The organism is Micromonospora sp. KC721 (assembly GCF_004348355.1).
Lineage (GTDB): Bacteria > Actinomycetota > Actinomycetes > Mycobacteriales > Micromonosporaceae > Micromonospora.
In genome coordinates this window covers 1-14,873 of record NZ_SMJY01000058.1, presented here as the reverse complement: position 1 = coordinate 14,873, position 14,873 = coordinate 1, and the positions used below count along the sequence as shown (strand labels likewise).

Genomic DNA, 14,873 nt, shown 5'->3' with positions numbered 1-14,873 from the left:
TCGCGCTCACCGGAGCCAGCCTTTCGTTCGCGACTGCGGGGCTCCGCTCCGCTGCACTCCTCGCGCTCACCGGTTGGCACCCCCGTAGAGCTTGACCTCGTCGACGCCGTCGGTCTCGACGAGGGTGACCTTCACGCTCTCGACGAGTGAGGTCGGGATGTTCTTGCCGACGTAGTCGGCGCGGATCGGCAGCTGGCGGTGGCCCCGGTCGACCAGGACGGCGAGTTGCACGGAGGCGGGGCGGCCGACATCGCCCAGCGCGTCGAGCGCGGCCCGGACGGTACGGCCGGAGAAGAGCACGTCGTCGACGAGGACGACCCGCTTGCCGTCGATGCCGCCCGGCGGCAGCTGGGTGGGGCCGACCGCGCGCGTGGCGTGCCGGCGCAGGTCGTCGCGGTAGAGGGTGATGTCGAGCACGCCGACCGGAACGTCGATGTCCTCGAAGGTGCTGATCCGGGCGGCGAGCCGCCGGGCGAGCGGGGTGCCCCGGGTGGGGATGCCGAGCAGGACGGTGTCGGCGGCGCCCTGGGTCTTCTCCAGGATCTGGTGGGCGATCCGGTCGACGACGCGTTGCACCTCGGCGCTGGTGAGGATCACCTTCACCGAGGGTTGTGGAAGTGGTGACGGTTGGGCAGCCGGTGGGCAGGCCACGGCGGACCTCCTTCCCCGCCTCACGGGACGGGTCGTTAAAGGACGTCTGGCGCCTCCGCCCGGCTCGGTGAGCTGGGCCGAGGTCTCACGCCACGTTACCAGCGGTCACGCAGGGGGCCGCCGGGCACCCACTGATCCCCGGATCAGGACGACCAAATGCGGATAACTTTCCCCGCGCCCGCCAACGGGAAGGACACCACCACTTGACCACGTGTCGCAATCCCCGTACCGTCACGCTCCGTAGCGATAGCTGGGAGAACCCCCGTAGCAGCACTGGGAGTGTCCGAATGCCCTCTGAATACGCCAAGTCGCTGGGCGCCCGCCTGCGCTCCATCCGTCAACAGCAGGGCCTGTCCCTGCAGGGGGTGGAGGAGAAGTCGAACGGGCGGTGGAAGGCCGTGGTGGTCGGCTCATACGAGCGCGGCGACCGCGCCGTCACCGTCTCCCGCCTGGCCGAGCTGGCTGACTTCTACCGCGTTCCCGTCTCGGAGTTGCTGCCCGACGGCAGCGGGGTGCGCCACGAACCCACCAGTAAGATCGTCCTGGACCTGGAGCGGCTCTACGACGAGGCATCCGAGGACCTGGCCTACGTCGCCCGGTACGCCCGCGCCATCCAGCAGCAGCGCGGCGACTACAACGGCCGGGTGCTCTCCATCCGCGCCGACGACCTGCGGGCCCTCGCCATCGTCTACGACGCCTCGCCGTCGGGCCTGATCGAGCGGCTCACCGAGCACGGTGTGCTGGTCGCCGACCCGCGGGCGTTCTTCGCGTCCTGAGCTGTCGTACCGGGAAGGGCCCGTGCCGTCCGGCACGGGCCCTTCCCGTCGTCGCCACCGCGAGCAGCCGGTACGCCGGTCGGCGCAGATCCTCGGTCAGCGGGTCGCGTACTCGGCGATCCGGCCCAGCACGCCGTTGAGGAAGCGCGGCGAGTCGTCGGTCGACATCTGCCGGGCCAGCTCGACCGCCTCGCTGATGGCCACCGCGTCGTCGATCTCGTCGACGTAGAGCAGCTCGTAGACCGCGATCCGGGCCAGGTTGCGGTCGACCGCCGGCATCCGGTCCAGCGTCCAGCCCTCGGCGTAGCTGGCGATAATCTCGTCGATCCGGTCGAGGTGCGCGGCCACCCCCTCGATTAGGCCGACCGCGTAGTCCAGGTGCTCCGGCCGGGGCTTCTCGATCCGCTCGACGTACCCGGCGAGCACCTCGACGGGGGGACGATTCCGCAGGTCGGCCTCGAAGAGCACGTCCAACGCCCGCTTACGCGCCTTGCGGCGCGCCGGCATCTGCTGTTTCGGACCCTCGGCCATCAGGCTCGGCCGAGGTAGCGGCCGTCGCGGGTGTCGACCTTGATCTTCTCGCCGGTGGTGATGAAGAGCGGCACCTGGACGTTGGCACCGGTCTCGACGGTGGCCGGCTTGTTGCCGCCGGTCGACCGGTCACCCTGCAGGCCCGGCTCGGTGTAGGTGACCTCCAGCACGACGGAGGTGGGCAGTTCGACGTAGAGCGGCACGCCCTCGTGGGTGGCCACGGTCGCCTCCGCCTCGGGAAGCAGGTAGTTCGCGGCCTCGCCGACCGTGCTGTCGGGGACGGTGATCTGGTCGAACGTCTCCAGGTCCATGAAGACGTAGTCCTCGCCGTCGGCGTAGAGGTACTGCATGGTGCGCTTGTCGACGGTCGCGGTCTCGACCTTGGTGCCCGCGTTGAAGGTCTTGTCGACCACCTTGCCGGACAGCACGTTCTTCAGGGTGGTACGCACGAAGGCGCCACCCTTACCGGGCTTGACGTGCTGGAACTCCACGACGGACCAGAGCTCCCCGTCGAGGTTGAGTACCAGGCCGTTCTTCAGGTCGTTGGTGGTGGCCATTTCCTGCCTTGATCATCAATTGGCGGACAGACCTGGAAAGTCTACTAGCTGCGCCACACCGGCGACGGTGCCGTCACCCGCTCCGCGGACGTCCGGGTCGCTGGGACGAGCACACCCCCACCCCATCGTCCTCGGCCATCTCCCGCCGCGACCGCCAGCCATGGGGCCGGACCCTTTGCCTCGCTGCCACCCACGCGACGGTCACGCTGCGTTTCGAGCGGCACCCCGACCGCTCGCGCGGCTTGCAGCGTTTCAGCAGTTCACACCGGTGTTGCGGAGGTGGCAGCAGAGCAAGGCGCGGACCCCAGGAGCGGCCGGGTCACCAGCCGCGTCACGGTGAGTAAGAACACTGGCGGTAACGTTCGTCACCGGTCGACGCGGTGGGCCGCCGGCGGGTCAGGACTGCGGGACGGAGCGGTCGGCCAGGTGGCGCAGGGCGAGCCGGTAGCCGTCCACCCCGAGACCACAGATCACCCCGGTCGCCACCGCGGAGACCACCGAGTGGTGCCGGAACTCCTCCCGGGCATGGATGTTGGAGATGTGCACCTCCACCAGGGGGCCGCGCAGCATGGCGCAGGCGTCCCGCACCGCGATCGAGTAGTGCGACCAGGCCGCCGGGTTGAGCACCACCGCCGCACCCTCGTCGGCGGCCTCGTGCAGCCAGCCGACCAGCTCGTGCTCGGCGTCGGTCTGCCGGACCGTGACATCCAGCCCCAGCTCCCGGCCGGTTTCCACGCAGAGATCCACCAGATCGGCGTAGCTGGTCACGCCGTACACGTCCACCTGTCGGGTACCCAACCTGCCCAGGTTGGGGCCGTTGAGCACGTACACCCTCATGCGGAGATCTCCCGGTACGCGGCGTGCAGCAGTTCGTCGTCCGGCCCCTCCAGGATCGCCGGCCGGGCCAAGCCGTCGAGCACCACGAACCGCAGGGTGGAGCCACGGGTCTTCTTGTCGACCCGCATCGCGGCCAGCAGCGCCGGCCAGGCGTCCGCCGCATAGCCGGTGGGCAGGCCCAGCGCGGCCAGGACGGTGCGGTGCCGCTCGGCGGTGGCCGCGTCCAACCGCCCGGCCAGCCGCGCGAGGGTGCCGGCGTAGACGGTGCCCACCGACACGGCGTGCCCGTGCCGCCAGCGGTAGTCCTCCACCTTCTCGATCGCGTGCGCCAGGGTGTGCCCGTAGTTGAGCACCTCGCGCACCCCCGACTCGCGCAGGTCACCGGAGACCACGTCGGCCTTGACCCGGATCGCCCGCTCGATCAGCTCGCGGACCACCGGCCCGGCCGGGTCGGTGGCGGCCGACGGGTCGCCCTCGACCAGGTCGAGGATCACCGGATCGGCGATGAAGCCACACTTGACCACCTCGGCCAACCCGGCGGCCAGGTCGGCCGCGGGGAGGCTGTCCAGGGTGGCCAGGTCGGCCAGCACCCCGGCCGGCGGATGGAAGGCACCGACCAGGTTCTTGCCGGCGGCCGTGTTCACCCCGGTCTTGCCGCCCACGGCGGCGTCGACCATGCCCAGAAGAGAGGTCGCCACCGGCACCCAGCGCACCCCGCGCAGCCAGCAGGCCGCGACGAAGCCGGCCAGGTCGGTCACCGCGCCGCCGCCCACACCGACCACCGCGTCGGTACGGGTGAAGCCGGCCGCGCCCAGCCGCTCCCAGCAGTCGGCGGCCACCTCGATCCGCTTGCCCGCCTCGGCGTCGGGCACCTCGACCAGCAGCGGGCTCACGCCGGCCGCGCCGAGCCGCTCGGCCAGCCCGTCGGCCAGTTCCTTCAGCGGCGGCGCGTGCAGCACCGCCACCCGGCTCGCGCCGGGCAGCAGACCGGGCAGCTCGCCCAGCAGGTCACGTCCGACCAGTACGTCGTACGGCCGCTCGCCGCCGACCGGAATCCGGGTCACCTCGTCCATCGCCGCGAGCCTAGTGCAGAACCCGGCGCCGGCCGGGCAGCCGTCCATCTGGTGGCGCCCGCGATGACGGCGATCGTGACGGCGGTGACGGCGGGGACGTTTCACCGGTGAGCACCGGGGCAGGGCGGAACGGGACCGGACCACACGACGGGGAGGACCCCCATGACCAGCACCAGGATCAACGCCACCGACATCCGGCTGCCCGCGATCATCCTCGGCGTCGGCCTCGGCGGGTTCGTCGACGGCATCGTCCTGCACCAGGTGCTCCAGTGGCACCACATGCTCAGCAGCACCGGCGACGACACCATCGGAGTGCCGGCGTACCCGGTGGACACCGTGCCCGGTCTGCAGATGAACACGCTCTGGGACGGGCTGTTCCACGTGGTGACCTGGGTCGCGGTGCTCACCGGGCTGGCCCTGCTCTACGCCCGGGTGACCCGGTCCCGGGGACGGCTCTGGCGCTCCCCCGCGCTGTGGGGCTGGGCCCTGGTCGGATGGGGTCTGTTCAACCTCGTCGAGGGGATCGTCAACCACCACCTGCTCGGCATCCACCACGTCCGCGGCGGACCGCACCAGACCGCCTGGGACCTCGGCTTCCTGCTGCTCGGCGTCGCCCTGGTGGCGGTGGGCTGGGCGGTGCAGCGGCGGGCCAGCACCGTCGACCTCTGCGTACCCGACCGGCGATGAACGGGCACCACGGGGCCACCGTCGGGCCGCTGCTGCTCGTACCGCTGGTGGTTTTCTGGGTGTACCTGGCCGCCGCGCTGCGCGAACGCGACGCCGGACGCGGCGGCTGGAGCCACTGGCGGACGGCGAGTTTCGGCACGGGCACCGCGCTGCTCGCGGTGGCGGTGCTGGTGCCCGGCCACGATCTGGTCGGGCACATGTGGCGGCACCTGCTGGTCGGCATGCTGGCACCGCTCGGGCTGGTGCTCGGCGCACCCGGGACCCTCGCCCTGCGGGTGCTGGACCGGCGACGCGGCCGGGCGCTCGTCCGGGCGCTGCGCCATCCGGTCGCACGGGTGGTGGCCCACCCGGTGACCGGGCTACTGCTCACCGCCGGCGGGCTGTACGCGCTGCACCTGACCCCGCTGTACCGGGCCAGCCTGGACCACCCGCCGCTGCACACGCTGGTGCTGGCCCACTTCCTGGCCAGCGGATACCTGTTCACCTGGGCGATCGCCGGTCCCGACCCGGGCCCGCACCGGCCGGCGGTGCCGGTCCGACTGGTCGTGCTGGGCGTCTCGGTGGCCGCGCACGCCGCGCTGGCCCAGCTGATGTACGCCGGGCTGGTCGACACCGCGGCCCCCGTGGCGCAGACCCGCACGGCGGCGACCCTGATGTACTACGTCGGCGACCTCGCCGAACTCCTGCTCGCGCTGGCGGTGTTGGTGACCTGGCGGCCCGCACGGGTTCACCCCGGGGTGCGGTCCGCCCAGCTCACCAGCCGGCCGGCGTGAGCGCGTACGGCGTGCTGCGCCGCCGGTCCACCCCGCAGCCGCTGCGCGCCGCCGTCGACGCGGTGCGACGCACGGGCGGGCGACAGGTGCCGACCGCGCTGGTGGCGTGCACCTTCCCGGTGGAGGTGGCCCGGACGATGATCGCCGAGGGGCATCCGTTCTTCGCCGGGCTCGCCGGCGCCGAGCTGCACGGGCTGCCCACCGGTCACTGGCCGATGCTGAGCGAGCCCAAGGCGCTCGCCGACGTGCTGGACACCATCGCCGCCGGCTGACCGGCAGGGCTCGGCTCCGTCTCCCGAACCGGCCCAGGCCCCGGTCAGGGCTTGAGCAGGCCGGCGATCTCGGCGGCGATCTCCTCCGGGGTACGCCCGTCGGTGACCACGGTCGCGGTCGCCACCTGCGCGTAGAGCGGGCGGCGCTGGTCCATCAGGTGCTTGAGGGTGGCCCGGGGGTTCACCGCGAGCAGTGGCCGACCGGCGCCGAGCCCGACCCGCCGCACCGCGTCGGACAACTCCACCGACAGGTGCACGACCGTGTGCCCGACCAGCGCGGCGCGGTTCTCCTCGGCGAGGATCGCGCCGCCGCCCAGGGCGAGCACCCCGTCGTGCGAGGCCAGCGCCGCCGCCACCGCCGCCCGTTCGAGGGTACGGAAGTGCGCCTCCCCCTCGTCGATGAAGATCTCCGGGATCGGCTTGCCGGCCATCGCCTCGATGTCGGCGTCGGTGTCCCGGAAGGTCACCGTGAGCCGGGCCGCCAACTCCTCGCCGACGGTGGTCTTGCCGGATCCGGGAGCCCCGACCAACACACAGACCGGCTTCGCACTCACCGGGCCACGCTCCGCCGTCCGGTGCTCACCGGATCACCAGGGCGTCGAGGTAGCCGGCCAGGTTGCGGCGGATCTCCGCCACCGAGTCACCACCGAACTTCTCGATGGCTGCCTCGGCGAGCACCAGCGCCACCATCGCCTCGGCGACCACCGCCGCGGCGGGCACCGCGCAGACGTCGGAACGCTGGTTGATCGCGGTGGCCGGCTCGCCGGTGGTCACGTCCACCGTGGCCAGGGCCCGGTTCAGCGAGGAGATCGGCTTCATCGCCGCCTTCACCCGCAGCGGCTCGCCGGTGGTGATGCCGCCCTCCAGGCCGCCGGCCCGGTCGGTGACCCGGCGGACCCCGGTCGCGCTCGGGATGATCTCGTCGTGCGCTGCGGAACCCCGGGAGCGGGCCTGCTGCCAGCCGTCACCGATCTCCACGCCCTTGATCGCCTGGATGGACATCAGCGCGGTGGCCAGCCGGGCGTCGAGCTTGCGGTCCCACTGCACGTGGCTGCCCAGGCCCGGCGGGACGCCGTACGCGAGCACCTCGACCACGCCGCCGAGGGTGTCGGCGTCCTTCTTCGCGGCGTCGACCTCGGCGACCATCCGGGCGCTGGCCTCCGGGTCGAGGCAGCGCAGCGGGTCGGCGTCGATCCGGGCGGCGTCCTCCGGCCGAGGCCGCAGGCCCGGCTTGGCGGCGACCGAGCCCAGCTCCACCACGTGCGACACGATCTCGATGCCGAGAGCCTGCCGCACCAGCGCCTTCGCCACCGTGCCGACGGCCACCCGGGCGGCGGTCTCCCGCGCGCTGGCCCGCTCCAGGATCGGCCGGGCGTCGGTGTGGCCGTACTTCTGCATGCCGGCCAGGTCGGCGTGGCCCGGCCGGGGCCGGGTCAGCGGCGCGTTGCGGGCCTGCCGGGCCAACTCCTCGGGGTCGACCGGGTCGGCGGCCATCACGGTCTGCCACTTCGGCCACTCCGAGTTGCCGACCCGGATCGCCACCGGGCTGCCCAGCGTGACGCCGTGCCGCAGGCCACCGATGATCTCGATCTCGTCCTGCTCGAACGCCATCCGCGCGCCCCGGCCGTAGCCGAGCCGGCGACGGGCCAGCTCGCCGGCGATGTCGGCGGAGGTCACCGCCACCCCGGCGGGCACCCCCTCCAGCAACGCGACGAGAGCGGGACCATGCGATTCACCTGCAGTCAGCCAACGCAACACGACGGTCAGTCTGTCACGCCCGGGTCACGTCCCGCTCTGCCGGCCGCCGTGTCCCGACCAGCGGACGTCCGAGCCCGCCGTCACTCGCTGACACGGACGCCCGCAAGGCCAGTCCACCTGATCTTTCCAGCATTCGTAGCAGCTGGAACAGGCTGCGGGTGATCGTCAGGACCAGTCGAAGCGCATCCGGAGACGCTCGGACAGTGCCGCGTTGTACGGCGCGAAGTATGCGCTCAGCTCCGCCCGGATCTCGGGGTCCATCGCACTGCTGCGCCGGTGGTTGTGCGCCTCGTACGTCGCCAGCCTCTGCGGCGGCAGGCCGAGGAAGTCGAGCACCCGGGCGTGGGTGGCGGCGGGCTCGGCGTAAAGCGTCTCGCTGGGCAGGATGAGCATCTGGGCCGGGTCAAACCGCTCCAGCCACGGCTCCAGGTGCTCCAGGTAGCGACCCCGCGCCCGGTAGGTGTACCAGTCGTACGCCTCGCTGAAGTACGTCGGGTCGGCGATCAGCCTCTCCCGCTCCCCCGCCGTCCGTTCCTCCTCGCGGGCCAGCGCCTCAGCGAAGCCCAGCGGCTCCTTATCCTCGGTACGGCGCTCCTTCCAGTGCGAGTACGCCCGCTCCACCGGGTCCCGGAGCAGGAAGATCAACCGCACGTCCGGCAGCAGATCAGCGACCCGCTGCGGCACCAGCGGATGGAACATGTAGAGCGGCGCCGCCTCGCCCACCCGGACCGGCCCACCGTGGCGCTGTTCCAGTGCCCGCCGCTGGCGCTCGGTCGGGAAGTGCGAGCGGTACCAAACCTCCCCTCGGCCCCAGTTCTCCTCGAAGTAGTGCGAGGTCTTCGTGTTCCAGGCCGGGAAGAGGCGCGGCACGAGTGGATGCTCCAACAGGTACCGCCAGAGCGACGTGGTGCCGCCCCGTTTGGTGCCGGTGATCAGGAAATCCGGCAGCGGACGCCGGTCGCTGGTCCGCTCGCCGTACCAGACGAGAGAGCTGCGGACCTGCGTGGTGACCCGCTGCGGCATCGCCGCCTTGAGCCGGTCGCGAATCGTCATCGTCTTCCTCTCGTCACGCCGACCCCGGCCTGATCGTCAGCACGGTGGACCGGACCAGCCGGCGGATCCGGATGTCACCCAACAACCCGGCGACGGCCACGGCCGCCAGCGCCACGGCCAGGACGAGGCCGCCGACGCCCCGCCCGGCCAGCAACGCGCTCAGCGACGCGATCACCACCGCGCCGCCACCCGCGACAACCGCCACCCGTGCCACCGCCAGGTTCAGCAGCGGTCGACCGATCACGGCCCGAGCGGCGAACGCGGCCAGCAGGTTCTCCGCGACGATGCCGGCACTCCACGCGTACGCGGCCCCGAGTGCGCCGTGCGCGGGTACCAGCAGCACCCCGAGCGTGACGGTGAGGGCCAGGCCAACCAGGGTCGCCATCAGGTGCCGGCTGCTGCTGCCACTCATCAGCAGCATGGTCTGCACGATGCCGACCCCGGAGTTGATCATCATCGCCACAGCCAGCACTGTGAGCGGAACCGCACCAGCGGCAAACCCGTCGCCGAAGAGGCTCAGGAAGCCCGGGGTGAAGACGGCCAGCAGCACGTACGCCGGCCAGGAGAGCACGATGGTCACGATCGTCACCCGCCGGTAGACCCGCACCGCGTCGTCGACGCGGCCCTGCCCCAGCAGCTGGGACAACTGCGGAGCGACGGCCACCCGAAGGCCCTGCATGATCAGCAGGCCGGCCAGGGCGTACCGGCCGGCGGCGGCGAAGACGCCAGACTGCGCCGCCCCGGCCAACGCCGAGGTGAGCAGCACGCCGACCCACATTCCGCTGGCATCGATGATCGCCGAAACCGACCGGGGTCCGGCGAAACCCCACAGGGTGCGCCAGTCCTCCCCGGTGGGCCGCAGTCGCGCGCCCGCCGACAGGCCGAGCGGACCGACCAGCAGCACGGCGGCGGCGACCAGGGCGACGACCACCGGCAGCAGCCAACCGGCGAACCCGCCGACGACGCCTGCGCCGAGCGCCACCGCCACCAGCACCAACACGGGCCGGGCCAGCGGCAGCAGGACGTACTGGATGCCGATCACCGCCGTCACGGGCCGCAACGCGCGGACGGCGGCCAGCAGCACGGTCATGATCGCGATGGCCGGCAGCGCCAGGAAGGCCAGCCGCAGCAGAGCCGGCCCGTCGGGGGTGTCGAGCAGGACCGGGGCGAGCCGGTGGGCGGCCAGCGCCCCGGCCACGCCGACCAGGGCACTGACCAGCAGGACGGGCAGCAGCACCACCGGAAGCAGTCGGGCCGCGTCGCCGCCCGCGCCGGCCCGCCGGCGGGGAAGCGCCCAGACCAGGGCGGTGTCCGCGCCGGCACAGCAGATCGCGGCGAGGATCGAGACCACACCGATGGCGGTGAAGAGCATCCCCGAGCCGGCCGGCCCGAACCCTCGGACGATCACCACGGTGAGCAGGAAGCCGAGCAGGCCGTTGACGGCGGCCCCGGCGAGCCCGACCAGGCCGTTGCGGGTGCTGCGCCGTACCTCGCGGTCGCCGCCCGCCGAGCCGGCGGTGGGGACGGCCGTGGTCGGCGTACCCCCGGCGGTCATGTCGCCCCTCCCCCGGGTGAGGCCCCGCTGCCGGGCTGTGACGCGGGTGCCGGCCCGGACGGACCGGGGGTGTCCTCGGCGGGCCGGGACGGCGACGGGATGGCGGGGGTCGAATCGGGCGCGGGCATCGGATCGGGCGCGGGGGCCTGCTCGGGCGCGCCGGTCACCCGGCGGACCGCGCGGACCGCGGTGCGCAGCGGGACGGCGGCGATCCCGGTCGCCCGCCTCGGCCCGGCCGGCACGGCGGCGCGGCCGATGCTGCGGGTACGCCACGGGGTCAGCGGCACCGGCCGGGCCATGCTGGACGGGCCGACCGAAGCCCGGTTGACCGGCCCGGCGACGGCGGCCAGCCCGGCGCCGACGGCGAAGAAGATGATCGACAGGTTCGGGTCGATGTACGCGTAGACGGGGATCACCACCAGCGCGATCACCGGCACGGTGCTCAGCCAGTGCCCGGCCGGCGAGACCGCCGCGGCCAGTCGCCGGGCGACCAGCACCAGCCAGCCGAGGAAGAGCACCAGCGCCGGGATGCCGTGGCTGTAGAGGATCTGCCAGATCAGGCCCTGGGTGCCCAGCGGTTCGGCGGCCAGGGTCGTGTCCACGCTCTTCGGCGCGCCGTAGCCGAGCAGTGGTGACTGCTGCACCGCCTGCCAGGTGCGCACGTACAGGTCCAGCCGGTCGATGTTGGTGTCGGTGGTGCTCACCCGGGCGTTGATCATCTCCTGGACGGGCACCACCAGGCTGACGATCCAGACCAGCAGCACCAGCCCGGCGATCGACACGATCAGCCGGGCGTTGCCCCGGACCAGGGCGCGCAGCGCCAGGTAGAGCAGGCCGGCGCCGAGACCGACGAACATGCCCCGGTTGAGGGTCAGGAACGCCGGCACCACCGACAGCGGCAGCGACACCCACAGCACTGTCCGGAACCGGCCGGTGCGCACCGAGGTCAGGTACGCCAGCACACACGGCACCAGCAGCGCGTACGCCGTTCCCCAGTTGTTCGTGTAGGGGTAGGGCGCGGCGGTGCGGTAGATCGGCGTGCGGGACCACGGGTTGAACTCGTTGAGCCGGACGTGGGTCAACGCCTGGAGGTAGCGTTCGTCGGCGACGCTGGCCGGTAGCGCCATCTCCACCGGCGTGGTCAACGCGAAGTCGGTGGCGAACACGGCCAGCCAGCCCAGCCCGACGAGACCCAGCCAGTACCAGCCGAGTGGGCGCAGCACCCGCTCCCACGGTGCACCCTCCCGGAGCAGGGTGTACACGTAGACGCAGACCACCAGGGCGGTCACCAGGAAGCCGTAGCGCAGCCCGAAGGTGAGGTACGCGGTGACCCGGTCCAGTCGGGTGGCGCTGAGCAGCACCAGGACGAGGAAGACCAGCCACCAGGCGGCGCCGGCGGGCAGCGCCACCCGCCCCCGGGCCACCAGCAGGGCCAGCAGGACGGCACCGAGCATCGCCCAGCCCAGATAGAACGCGCCCAACGCCCACCAGAGCGGGACCAGGGCGAACATGACGGTCAGCGGCCAGACGGGCAGCGGCGGCGCGCCTGCCGTCGGCGGGGCGACCCGGCGGGTGCCCGGCGTGGTGCTCCCCGGCGACGGCGGCGCGGCGGTCCCGGGCCCTCGGTCAGACACCCCGCCCCGTCCGCTGGGCCAGCCGCAGCACCTGCTCCCCGGAGAGCAGCCCGAGCACCACGGGCACGGTCACCAGCACCCGCTTCTCCCGAGGGTTGAGCCGCAGCACCCGGCCCAGCTCGCGGATCGCCTCCCGGCGGCGTCGCCCGGAGGCCAGCGCGAAGGCGATCTGCCCGTGCAGCCGGGCCAGCCCGGTACGGCTGGCGGCCAACTCGGGATGCTTGTCGAGCAGATAGCGGGTGGCCTCCACGATCATCGCCCAGCGGCCGAAGAAGAACGAGCCGCCGTGCCAGTCCACCACCACCAGCACCTCCGGCACGATCACCACCGGACCGTGCGCGGCGATCCGCAGCAGCCACTCGTAGTCCTCGCCGTAGCCGCCGGGCAGCTCCTCGTCGACGGGGCCGACGGCGTCCCAGGTGGAACGGCGGATCAGCAGGGTGCTGGAGTGCACCTCCATGACCCGGTCCGCGACGAAGTCGGCCAGGGTCACCTCGGCGGCGGCGAGGCGGCGCTCCTTGGCGATGCCGGGGCCCTCGAGCCGGATGCCGCAGCTGGCCGCGGCGGCGTCCGGCCGCTCGGCGAGCAGTCGCACCTGGTGGCGCAGTTTGGCCGGCAGCCAGAAGTCGTCGTCGTCGCAGAAGGCGATCAGCTCGTGGCTGGCCACCTCGACGCCGGTGTTCCGGCCGCCGGGCAGGCCCCGGGAATGGTGGTTGGTGACGTAGCGCAGGGTGCGGTTGGCCGGTACCGGCAGGTCGAGCGGACGGATGTCGGTGTGGTCGTAGACCACCACGCACTCCACCGGGCCGGGATGGTCCTGGTCGAGCACCGCCCGGACGGCGCGCTCCAGCAGCCCGGGTCGGTCCCGGGTGGCCACCACCACGGTCACCGGCGGGAACGCCGACGCCGCACCGGCCGCTGGCCGGTCAGTCACGTCCCGCTCCCGTCACCACGAACCCGAACGGCTCCACTCCCACCGCCCGCAGTCGATCCACCAGCTCGGTCAACTGCTGGGTACGGGTGATGTCGCGGGCGGTGACCAGCACCGCCCGGCCCTCCCGGGCGGCCCGCACGCCGCGCTCGTCGTGCAGCGCCGGCGGCGCGTCGAGCAGGGTGAGACCCGGCGAGGACGGGCTGTCCAGGCTCACCACGTGCACCTTGCCGGGACCGATGCGCAGCTCCACCCCCTCGGTCGCGCCGCCGGGAGCCGGGGCGGACCGGGGGATCTGCTGGGTCTCCTCGCTCGTGGTGGAGCGGTACACGCCGTTCGTCTCCGGGGTGTTGGGGAACGGGCGGGGCTTGCGGACCGCCGGGATCACCATGGTGTCCTCCGGGCCGCCGCCCGCGCCCGCAGCCGCGGGCACCGACGTGGTCGCGGGTGCCGGCCGGGGTCGGGGCACCGGGGTGCGGGGCGGCTCCACCGGCGGGTTGCGGCGTTGGGCGTCGAGCATCAGCGGACGGATCCGGTCCACGGCTTCCGGGGTGAGGCCGAGGCGCACCTCGTGGCCGGCGGCGGCGAGCACGGCGGCGAGGCCGGCGGTGATCTGCTCCCGCCCCTCGTCGGCCGCGGACGAGAGCACCACCAGCGGGGTACGCTGCGGCCCGTCCAGCCAGCGGGCCAGGGCGAGCGCGAGGTACCGCAGGTCGGCCTCGTCGGGCTGGCCGTTGGATTTGCGCCGGACCGTGCCGAGCAGCGGAGCGCCGATCACCGCGGCGGCGTCGGCGGGGGTTCGCACCCGACGGTCCCACGACTCCAGCAGAAAGGCCACCAGCCCGCCCAGCAGCAGGCCGCCGAGCAGGCCCGCCAGCAGGATCAGCGGCGCGGCGTCCCGGCTGGACGGGACCGGGGTGCGGGCGGCGCTGGTCACCGAACCGGGGCTCAGGTCGGCGGAGGCCACCTTGGACCGCTGCTCGGCGAGGGTGGCGAGCTGGTCGTTGAGGGCTCGCAGCTGGTCCAGCAGGGCGCTGGTGCGCGGCGAGGGGTTGCTCGACACCTGGCTGCTCGGCAGCGACCGCTGGGTGGTGGCGCGCTGGGCGGTGACCACGGCGATGGTGTCGTCGTACGACTTGAGCACCGCCGCGCGTTGGTTCTCGTACATGACCTTGCGCAGCTCCAGGTATGCCTGGGCGGCGCCGTTCGCGCCCTCGACCGCCTCCCGCTCGCTGCGACCGGCGTAGCTGAAGCGCATCACCTGACCGCCGACCGGCGTCTCGACCTCCAGGGCGTCGGCCACGTCCTCGGATTCCCGGTTGGTGATGGCGGCGACCCGGTCGATGACGTCGTTGCTGGTGGCGATGCCGCTCTCGGCCGTCATGTTGACCGCCCGGTCGGCGGCGACGGACTGCACCGAGAACGGGTCGGTGACCACCGGCCGGACCACCACGGCCGTGGTCGCCGTGTACGTCGCGGGCAACACGAACAGGTAGCCGAGCACGCCCAGCAGCACCAGCGCCGCGGAGGCGAGCACGGCCCGCCACCGGCGCAGCGGTGTGCGGGCCAGCTCGACGAGGCCGACCGGGCGTTGCCGGGCGGAAGCGACGTCGGTCACGTCCATCAGTCAGGTCCTTGCACGATGAGTATGAGGCGGCCGGAACGGGCCAGGTGACGACCGCGCGGAGCGGAGGATCGTCTCATTGTCGCCGACCGGCCACCCGTGGTCGACAGCCGACCGGCTCGTTGTGACGCGGGCGGCCCGCCGGTGTCCCGGGGCTGTCT

Annotated in this window: 16 protein-coding genes; 4 read left to right on the top strand and 12 right to left on the bottom strand. The window is 72.9% G+C overall.

The window, feature by feature from the left end; translation table 11 throughout:
* Positions 1–66: 66 nt before the first annotated feature.
* A complete protein-coding gene (pyrR, locus tag E1182_RS12905) occupies positions 67–651 on the bottom strand; it encodes a bifunctional pyr operon transcriptional regulator/uracil phosphoribosyltransferase PyrR (protein WP_132264489.1) in 585 nt (194 codons plus the stop codon).
* A 287-nt stretch (positions 652–938) separates the two neighbouring features.
* Between pyrR and E1182_RS12900 the strand changes: the two genes are divergently transcribed.
* On the top strand, positions 939–1,427 hold the full coding sequence (locus tag E1182_RS12900; protein WP_013285505.1) for a transcriptional regulator: 489 nt from the start codon (positions 939–941) through the stop codon (positions 1,425–1,427).
* Between the two features lie 96 nt (positions 1,428–1,523).
* Here the strand turns inward: E1182_RS12900 and nusB are convergent, their stop codons facing one another.
* From nusB to aroB, 4 genes are all read right to left on the bottom strand, one after another.
* Entirely contained in the window at positions 1,524–1,934 is a 411-nt protein-coding gene (gene nusB, locus E1182_RS12895; RefSeq protein ID WP_207921383.1) for a transcription antitermination factor NusB, read from the bottom strand.
* 23 nt (positions 1,935–1,957) lie between these two features.
* A complete protein-coding gene (gene efp / locus E1182_RS12890) occupies positions 1,958–2,515 on the bottom strand; it encodes an elongation factor P (protein WP_132264485.1) in 558 nt (185 codons plus the stop codon).
* Positions 2,516–2,911: 396 nt separating this feature from the next.
* Positions 2,912–3,352, bottom strand: coding sequence for a type II 3-dehydroquinate dehydratase (gene aroQ, locus E1182_RS12885; RefSeq protein ID WP_132264482.1), 441 nt, complete (start codon positions 3,350–3,352; stop codon positions 2,912–2,914).
* Complete coding sequence (aroB, locus tag E1182_RS12880) at positions 3,349–4,425, bottom strand: 3-dehydroquinate synthase (RefSeq protein WP_132264480.1); 1,077 nt, start codon at positions 4,423–4,425, stop codon at positions 3,349–3,351. Before aroB ends, aroQ begins: the two co-directional genes overlap by 4 nt.
* Positions 4,426–4,587: 162 nt before the next feature.
* Between aroB and E1182_RS12875 the strand changes: the two genes are divergently transcribed.
* The 3 genes from E1182_RS12875 to E1182_RS12865 are packed head-to-tail and all read left to right on the top strand — an operon-like array spanning position 4,588 to position 6,157.
* The gene (locus tag E1182_RS12875; RefSeq protein WP_132264477.1) at positions 4,588–5,112 is read left to right on the top strand and encodes a DUF2243 domain-containing protein; all 525 of its coding nucleotides are present in this window, start codon (positions 4,588–4,590) and stop codon (positions 5,110–5,112) included.
* Positions 5,109–5,885, top strand: a complete 777-nt coding sequence (locus tag E1182_RS12870; RefSeq protein ID WP_132264475.1) for a cytochrome c oxidase assembly protein — start codon at positions 5,109–5,111, stop codon at positions 5,883–5,885. Before E1182_RS12875 ends, E1182_RS12870 begins: the two co-directional genes overlap by 4 nt.
* Positions 5,882–6,157, top strand: coding sequence for an alpha/beta fold hydrolase (locus E1182_RS12865; protein WP_207921382.1), 276 nt, complete (start codon positions 5,882–5,884; stop codon positions 6,155–6,157). Before E1182_RS12870 ends, E1182_RS12865 begins: the two co-directional genes overlap by 4 nt.
* Before the next feature lie 44 nt (positions 6,158–6,201).
* Here the strand turns inward: E1182_RS12865 and E1182_RS12860 are convergent, their stop codons facing one another.
* From E1182_RS12860 to E1182_RS12830, 7 genes are all read right to left on the bottom strand, one after another.
* Positions 6,202–6,711 (bottom strand): shikimate kinase, encoded by a 510-nt coding sequence (locus E1182_RS12860; protein ID WP_132264472.1) that lies wholly within the window; start codon positions 6,709–6,711, stop codon positions 6,202–6,204.
* Between the two features lie 25 nt (positions 6,712–6,736).
* Positions 6,737–7,915 carry a chorismate synthase gene (aroC, locus tag E1182_RS12855; protein ID WP_132264470.1) on the bottom strand — a complete coding sequence of 393 codons (1,179 nt, stop codon included), beginning with the start codon at positions 7,913–7,915 and terminating at the stop codon, positions 6,737–6,739.
* 165 nt (positions 7,916–8,080) lie between these two features.
* The gene (locus tag E1182_RS12850; protein WP_132264467.1) at positions 8,081–8,968 is read right to left on the bottom strand and encodes a sulfotransferase domain-containing protein; all 888 of its coding nucleotides are present in this window, start codon (positions 8,966–8,968) and stop codon (positions 8,081–8,083) included.
* Positions 8,969–8,981: 13 nt separating this feature from the next.
* A complete protein-coding gene (locus tag E1182_RS12845) occupies positions 8,982–10,523 on the bottom strand; it encodes a lipopolysaccharide biosynthesis protein (RefSeq protein WP_132264464.1) in 1,542 nt (513 codons plus the stop codon).
* On the bottom strand, positions 10,520–12,157 hold the full coding sequence (locus E1182_RS12840; protein ID WP_243706196.1) for an O-antigen ligase: 1,638 nt from the start codon (positions 12,155–12,157) through the stop codon (positions 10,520–10,522). Before E1182_RS12840 ends, E1182_RS12845 begins: the two co-directional genes overlap by 4 nt.
* Positions 12,150–13,091: a glycosyltransferase family A protein gene (locus tag E1182_RS12835; RefSeq protein ID WP_132264462.1), complete on the bottom strand. Its 942-nt coding sequence runs from the start codon at positions 13,089–13,091 to the stop codon at positions 12,150–12,152. The genes E1182_RS12840 and E1182_RS12835 overlap by 8 nt, the downstream gene beginning before the upstream one ends.
* Positions 13,084–14,712 carry a Wzz/FepE/Etk N-terminal domain-containing protein gene (locus E1182_RS12830; protein WP_132264460.1) on the bottom strand — a complete coding sequence of 543 codons (1,629 nt, stop codon included), beginning with the start codon at positions 14,710–14,712 and terminating at the stop codon, positions 13,084–13,086. Before E1182_RS12830 ends, E1182_RS12835 begins: the two co-directional genes overlap by 8 nt.
* Between the last annotated feature and the right edge of the window lie 161 nt (positions 14,713–14,873).

What these genes read in the sequence shown, in the direction of transcription:
- E1182_RS12900 (WP_013285505.1), top strand. Translation starts at nt 939, where the DNA reads ATGCCCTCTGAATACGCCAAGTCGCTGGGCGCCCGCCTGCGCTCCATC.
- nusB (WP_207921383.1), bottom strand. Translation starts at nt 1,934, where the DNA reads ATGCCGGCGCGCCGCAAGGCGCGTAAGCGGGCGTTGGACGTGCTCTTC.
- efp (WP_132264485.1), bottom strand. Translation starts at nt 2,515, where the DNA reads ATGGCCACCACCAACGACCTGAAGAACGGCCTGGTACTCAACCTCGAC.
- aroQ (WP_132264482.1), bottom strand. Translation starts at nt 3,352, where the DNA reads ATGAGGGTGTACGTGCTCAACGGCCCCAACCTGGGCAGGTTGGGTACC.
- aroB (WP_132264480.1), bottom strand. Translation starts at nt 4,425, where the DNA reads ATGGACGAGGTGACCCGGATTCCGGTCGGCGGCGAGCGGCCGTACGAC.
- E1182_RS12875 (WP_132264477.1), top strand. Translation starts at nt 4,588, where the DNA reads ATGACCAGCACCAGGATCAACGCCACCGACATCCGGCTGCCCGCGATC.
- E1182_RS12870 (WP_132264475.1), top strand. Translation starts at nt 5,109, where the DNA reads ATGAACGGGCACCACGGGGCCACCGTCGGGCCGCTGCTGCTCGTACCG.
- E1182_RS12850 (WP_132264467.1), bottom strand. Translation starts at nt 8,968, where the DNA reads ATGACGATTCGCGACCGGCTCAAGGCGGCGATGCCGCAGCGGGTCACC.
- E1182_RS12845 (WP_132264464.1), bottom strand. Translation starts at nt 10,523, where the DNA reads ATGACCGCCGGGGGTACGCCGACCACGGCCGTCCCCACCGCCGGCTCG.
- E1182_RS12830 (WP_132264460.1), bottom strand. Translation starts at nt 14,712, where the DNA reads ATGGACGTGACCGACGTCGCTTCCGCCCGGCAACGCCCGGTCGGCCTC.